This is a genomic window from Trebonia sp., from assembly GCF_049794275.1.
Classification (GTDB): domain Bacteria; phylum Actinomycetota; class Actinomycetes; order Streptosporangiales; family Streptosporangiaceae; genus Trebonia.
Window position 1 is genome coordinate 1 of sequence record NZ_JBARCR010000058.1, and the last position, 5,177, is coordinate 5,177.

Sequence of the window (5,177 nt, forward strand, 5' to 3'; positions counted from 1 at the left end):
AGCTCTCGTTAAGCCGCTCGGCGGCCGCCTTGGCCTGCGGATGGCCGGCCTGGGCGGCCGCCGTCCGCTCGGCTTCGGCGTTGAGCTCGGCGCCGAGCAGCACAGCGATGCCCGTCAGGTACAGCCAGAAGATCAGGATCACGACCCCGGCGAGCGCGCCGTACGTCTTGCCGTACGAGCCGAACTCCCTCACGTAGAAGGAGAAACCGACCGACGCCGCCAGGAAGATGACGGTGCCGGCGACGCCGCCTGGGCTGACCCACCGCCAGCGCGGCGTCTCACGGTTGGGACCGAGGTAGTAGTACACCGTGAACAGCAGCGAGATGAAGATGACCGCCAGGACCCAGCGCACCACGGTCCAGATAACGACGAACGCGGTCCCGCTGAGCCCCACGTGACCTTCGATCCCTGACCCGATCGGGCCCCCCAGCACGATCAGGGCCGCCGCGATCCCGCCAAGTACGACGGTCGCCAGCATGAGGGGAATGGTGATCAGACGTTTCGGCAGGAATTTGCGTTCGGCCGGCACCTCGTACGCGATGTCCAGCCCGATCTCCAGCGCGGCCATGCCGCCGGAGGCGCTCCATAGCGCGATCACCACGCCGATGATCAGGGCGGTGAGCGAGCTGTGCGCGGACTTAGTGGTGGCGGACGTGACCGCCGTGGTGAACACGTCTGCCGCCCCGGGCGGCAGCGCCTTGTTGAGGCCGTTCACCAGCTTGTCAATGTCACCGCTTCCAAGCTTGATCAGGGTGGTCAGGCCCACCAGCGCGATAAGCGCGGGGAACAAGGCCAGGAACCAGTGGTAGGCCAGGCTCCCGGCGGTCATGCTGCACCGGTCGCGGACGAACTTCTTCCCGGTGCGCTTGAGCGTGTTCTTCCAGCCGGTCCCGCCCAGTTCTAGCGGCGAGTCCGGCCCGCCGGACACCTTGGACCGCGGCGGAATGGACTCACTTGTCACGCCGCGTCCACCGCCTGATAAGTACCAAGAACAACACGAGCAAGCCGAGCAAGCCCGCCGTCGCGGCAGCCGGGACCGGGCGCTCCCTGATCTGCTGGCCGGCCTGGGTCGCCTGCTGCTTCGCCTGGTTCGCCTTGTCCTGAAGCCGCAGCTGCCGGGTCGCCTCGGTCGCCTTGCCTTTCGCCTCGGTCGCCTTGCCCTTCAGCCGCGCGGTCAGCTGGCCCAGCTTCTCCTGTGCCTGCGCCTTCACGTCCGCCTTGGCGGCGAGGGCTTCCACCGTCTCGCCGAGCCGCTCACGGGTCTGCTCGATTTCCTTCTCCAGCTCCTGCTGGCCGTCAGGCGACGTGGTCACCGGTGCATCCCTTCCTTTACTTCTTCGATATCGGCCTTGGTCCCCTCGACGGCTTGTTCCGGCATGGGAGGCGTGGCACGCCGCATCCTGCTTCTCCCCATCAGCGCCGCCACCGCACTGACGACGGCCAGCACGAGCCCGACGATCAGCGCGGCCAGCCACGGCCGGATCTCCCCCGCGATCGCGATGATCACCGCGGCGAGCAGGCACGCGATGGCGTACAAGGCGACCAGCCCGCTGGCGCCGTACAGCCCGATGCCGAAACCCGCGAACTTCCCCTTGCGGGCCAGCTCGAGCCTCGCCATCTTCAGCTCGTCGCGCACTAGCGTGGAAACCTGTTCGGACAGCTGCTTTACAAGCTCGCCCGTCGATGCCTCCCGCTCGGGAGGAGATTGCGCTGAACTCGCCACCATCACGCTCACCGCCTTTCCCGTCTAGGCGGTTCGTCCTACCCGAGCAGCGATACGCATAACATGTCTCGGCGACAACCGTTTGCTGTGTCATTCCGGGGAGCGGAGTCGGCTCGTCAGGCAGAACGACCTGATGCCGGCTGCATTGAGGTATGCGCCAGGACACCATCGAGCCAGTCAAACATCACCTGGTGCGAGCGTGTTAGCGCCCCCATATGGCAATGCTCGCCAGCGCCCTCTGCTGCGGTGAGCGTGATGAGAGTGGTTGCTGCCTGGGTCAACGCCCGCTCAACGAGCTGTGGCTGACCCTTGAGGAACTGGTCGTGTTCTGCATCGAGGATCAGCGTAGGAGCGGTAACGCGCTGCGCTACACCGGCCAGGGTGTAGTCCTTTGTCTTGCGGAACAGGTCAGCATACGAGCGCGCTCCCATGGCCCAGCATCCGTTCTGCAGGCTGCAGCGGGCACCGATGTCAAAGTGCCCGTTCAGAGCCATCAACCTGTTCGTGCGGCCATCGCGGCCCTGATCGATCCAGCGCAGAAAGTACGCGGGACTCCCGGCAGCGAAGGCTGCGTAAAGATCGTAGAGGCCGTCGTCGAGGATGAGCGCGGCCACCCGGTGCTCGTAGGCGGCGGCGCGGGCGACGAGGAGCCCGCCCAGGCTGTAGCCGAAAAGAGCGATGGCTTCCGGATCGATCTCTGGACGGGTGAGCGCGAAGTCGACCACCGGGCTTACTACCTTCTCCCAGTCCGGCCTGAACACGAGCGCCTGAACTCGCAGAGCCGCTCCTTGTCCTGGCCCGTCGAAAGCGAGGACGTTGTACCCGCGGCTCAGGGCGGCCGCCCCGACGGCGAAGTACGCTTCCTCCAACGTGGAGTCGTACCCGCTGTTGTATATGACCGTCGGCCTGGCCGTGCCCGAATCATCGGCAAGGAACAGGTATCCCGGCAGCGTTGTGCCCTCATAAGGGATGCTGACCGGCACGACAGGGTTGTCTAGCAGTGATGCCGCCTGGGCGAACGTTTCCCGCGAACGAGTTGACAGCAGCCGCACCTCAGGATCCGTTGCAGGGTGTTCGCGCAAGAAGAACTCTGCGGTCCGGTAGTAGTTCGAGGCTCGCAGAAGCGCCTCGCGGGCGCTCACCCGGTGGCCAGCGGCGAGGGCTTCCGAGCCGATCCCGTGCACCCGCTCGGCGGTCGCCTTCCATGAGCGGTGCCAGCTGGCGACGTCGCCCCCTCTGACCTTTTGCGCGGTGACGATCACCTCACCGAGGTCCGCTCCCCCGTAAACGGCGAAGCCTGCCGCTCGCAGTGCCTCGAACGAGAACGTCCGGTTCCGGAACATGAACTTCACGTGCCACCTCCCTGTCGGTTCCCGTCGTGGTTCTGGTCACCAGACGAGCGGGACGAGGCGCTTGTGGCGCGCGGCGTAGGCGCAGTACCTGTCGCCGAGTGTTGTCAGCAGCGCGTTCTCCTCGATGTGGATGCGCCAGAGCAGGGGTGTGAGTATCAGCAGCATCACGACTGCCAGGCCCGCCCAGTTGGCTGAGGCCAGGCCGACCCCGATGCCGATCAGGAGCACTGCGGTGTAGCTGGGATGGCGCAGCACGCGGTACGGGCCGACGGTGATCACTGGCTGTTCGGGGCTGACCATGACGTCGTGCGTGAAGTACTGGCCGAGCGCCTTGAATGACCAGCCGCGCAGCACCAGCCCGGCCAGCAGGATGACCAAGCCGACGGCGCAGGCGACGGCGCCGGGCCGGATCGTGGCCGCCGGGACCGCGTGCGGTGCCACGTTGACCACGATGGTCGTGGCGATCAGCGCGGCCAGCATGGCGAGCCGCGAGCCGACGCCGCCGACCTTGGTGGCTCCTTGTCGCCCTTCCATGTTCGCGGAACGCTGGCTGAGTTCCATCGCTCCCCAGGCCTGCGTGGTGACCAGCAGTAGCAGGCCGGCGAGGTGGTTGGTGAGGAAGTAGGGTTCCATGTCTCCTCCGCTGCGGTTACCGCGTGAACGCGATGGTTGGGAAGTAGGGGCTCATGTCTCCTCCGCTGACTGCTCGTGGGTGGCGGCCCCGGGGTTGCGGCTTCCCTCGGGCCGGGTGGCGATGTGGAACAGGTCCGCTAGCTCGCGGCCGTAGTGGCCGAGGTCGAGGTCGGGATCGCGGGCGAGCCGGGCTGGCACGGCGTCGAGGGTGGCGCGGATCGTCATGGCCATGACCGCCGGATCGAAGTCGGCCCGGAACTCGCCGGCGTCCTGGAAATGAACGAGGAGTTCCCGGAGCGCGGCCGTCCCTGACTCGCGGATGGACATGTCGTACAGCGGGCTTCCGTCGGCGCTGCGGCCGTTGAGCGCGATCTCGACGGTCGCCAGCACGTGGTTGCGGTTCTCGCGCACAAAGGCCAGGTTGGACTCGATGTAAGCCCTGAGCATCCCAGCGCCGATCGGCTCGGCCTCAAGCCGCGGACCCATGTAGGCCCGGCCCTTCGCGGACAGCTCGGCGACCAGCTCCCTGATCAGGTCATCCTTCCCGCTGAAGTGGTAGAGGATCACGCCTTTGCTGGTCCCGGCTCTTTCCGCGATGCGGGCCAGGGAGGCCTGCCCGAACCCGAGCTCGGCGATGGTGTCGATGGCGGCTGCCATGATCTGCGCCCGGCGTGCGGTCTCGATGAAGGTCCGGCCCTTGCGTTGACCGTCCGGATTAGTTTCTGACCGCATGGTAAGAAAATAATTCAGGCGGTCAGCTAGTGTCAATACCTGGCCTGGTGGTCTGAGCGGGCTCCGCATACCGGACTTGCTCCGATGCCTGGGAGCGCTCACGGTCCAGCCGCCAGCCGGCTACTTGCGAGTCGCCCCGGCCGCCACGCCGGACACCGGGCTACCAGGAGCCTGCTCGTTACCCCCGGGCCGGGCAGCAGCCCTCTCCGGCCGCTGGACTCCGATGCACTGGACGCGGGACTCCGCACGCGTAACATCGCTCGCCGACCGTGTGGCCCACACCGCCAACGACCGCCGACGGGTGTCATTTCGGGGACTATCCACCCGAAATAAGCCTCCTTAACACCCTTTCGGGCGATTATTCGCCCGTCACCCCGTCGATCCGCTCGCGCAGCAGGTCGGCATGGCCTAGGTGCCGGGCGTACTCCTTGATCAGGTACAGGTAGAACCAGCGCAACGTGTACGCGTTCGTTTTACCGAAGGTGTCGTCGAGTTCGTGCGCGGCCATGATTTCCCTGGTCCGGGCGCAGTGCGCGCGGAATGTCTCCAGGTCTTCCGCCGCACCGGCGGCGGTGACCGCCGCAAAGTCGGCGTCCTCGTCTTCGTCGGTGCAGTACAGCAGGCCGGTGCCCCAGTCGGCCAGCCGGTGCCCGTACATCCGCTCCATCTCAGTCATGTGCCGGACGAGGCCGATCAGTGACATCGGCGACGGCTCGCACGACCGGGCGACGAGCTGG

7 protein-coding genes are annotated in these 5,177 nt (G+C 66.6%); all 7 read right to left on the reverse strand.

Annotated features, from left to right (window positions below; all coding sequences use genetic code 11):
• A partial coding sequence (locus WA805_RS01490) for a YihY/virulence factor BrkB family protein (RefSeq protein WP_422277654.1) occupies positions 1 to 961 on the reverse strand: 961 nt, incomplete at its 3' end.
• On the reverse strand, positions 951 to 1,313 hold the full coding sequence (locus WA805_RS01495) for a DUF3618 domain-containing protein (RefSeq protein ID WP_425241470.1): 363 nt from the start codon (positions 1,311 to 1,313) through the stop codon (positions 951 to 953). The genes WA805_RS01495 and WA805_RS01490, both read right to left, overlap by 11 nt.
• Positions 1,310 to 1,726 (reverse strand): phage holin family protein, encoded by a 417-nt coding sequence (locus tag WA805_RS01500; RefSeq protein WP_425241474.1) that lies wholly within the window; start codon positions 1,724 to 1,726, stop codon positions 1,310 to 1,312. Before WA805_RS01500 ends, WA805_RS01495 begins: the two co-directional genes overlap by 4 nt.
• A 113-nt stretch (positions 1,727 to 1,839) precedes the next feature.
• A complete protein-coding gene (locus WA805_RS01505; RefSeq protein WP_425241475.1) occupies positions 1,840 to 3,066 on the reverse strand; it encodes an alpha/beta hydrolase family protein in 1,227 nt (408 codons plus the stop codon).
• Between the two features lie 45 nt (positions 3,067 to 3,111).
• Positions 3,112 to 3,708 (reverse strand): methyltransferase family protein, encoded by a 597-nt coding sequence (locus WA805_RS01510; protein WP_425241471.1) that lies wholly within the window; start codon positions 3,706 to 3,708, stop codon positions 3,112 to 3,114.
• A 51-nt stretch (positions 3,709 to 3,759) separates the two neighbouring features.
• Complete coding sequence (locus tag WA805_RS01515) at positions 3,760 to 4,440, reverse strand: TetR/AcrR family transcriptional regulator (RefSeq protein ID WP_425241472.1); 681 nt, start codon at positions 4,438 to 4,440, stop codon at positions 3,760 to 3,762.
• A 358-nt stretch (positions 4,441 to 4,798) separates the two neighbouring features.
• Positions 4,799 to 5,177: DUF664 domain-containing protein (locus WA805_RS01520; RefSeq protein WP_425241473.1), on the reverse strand; the 379-nt coding region annotated here is incomplete at its 5' end.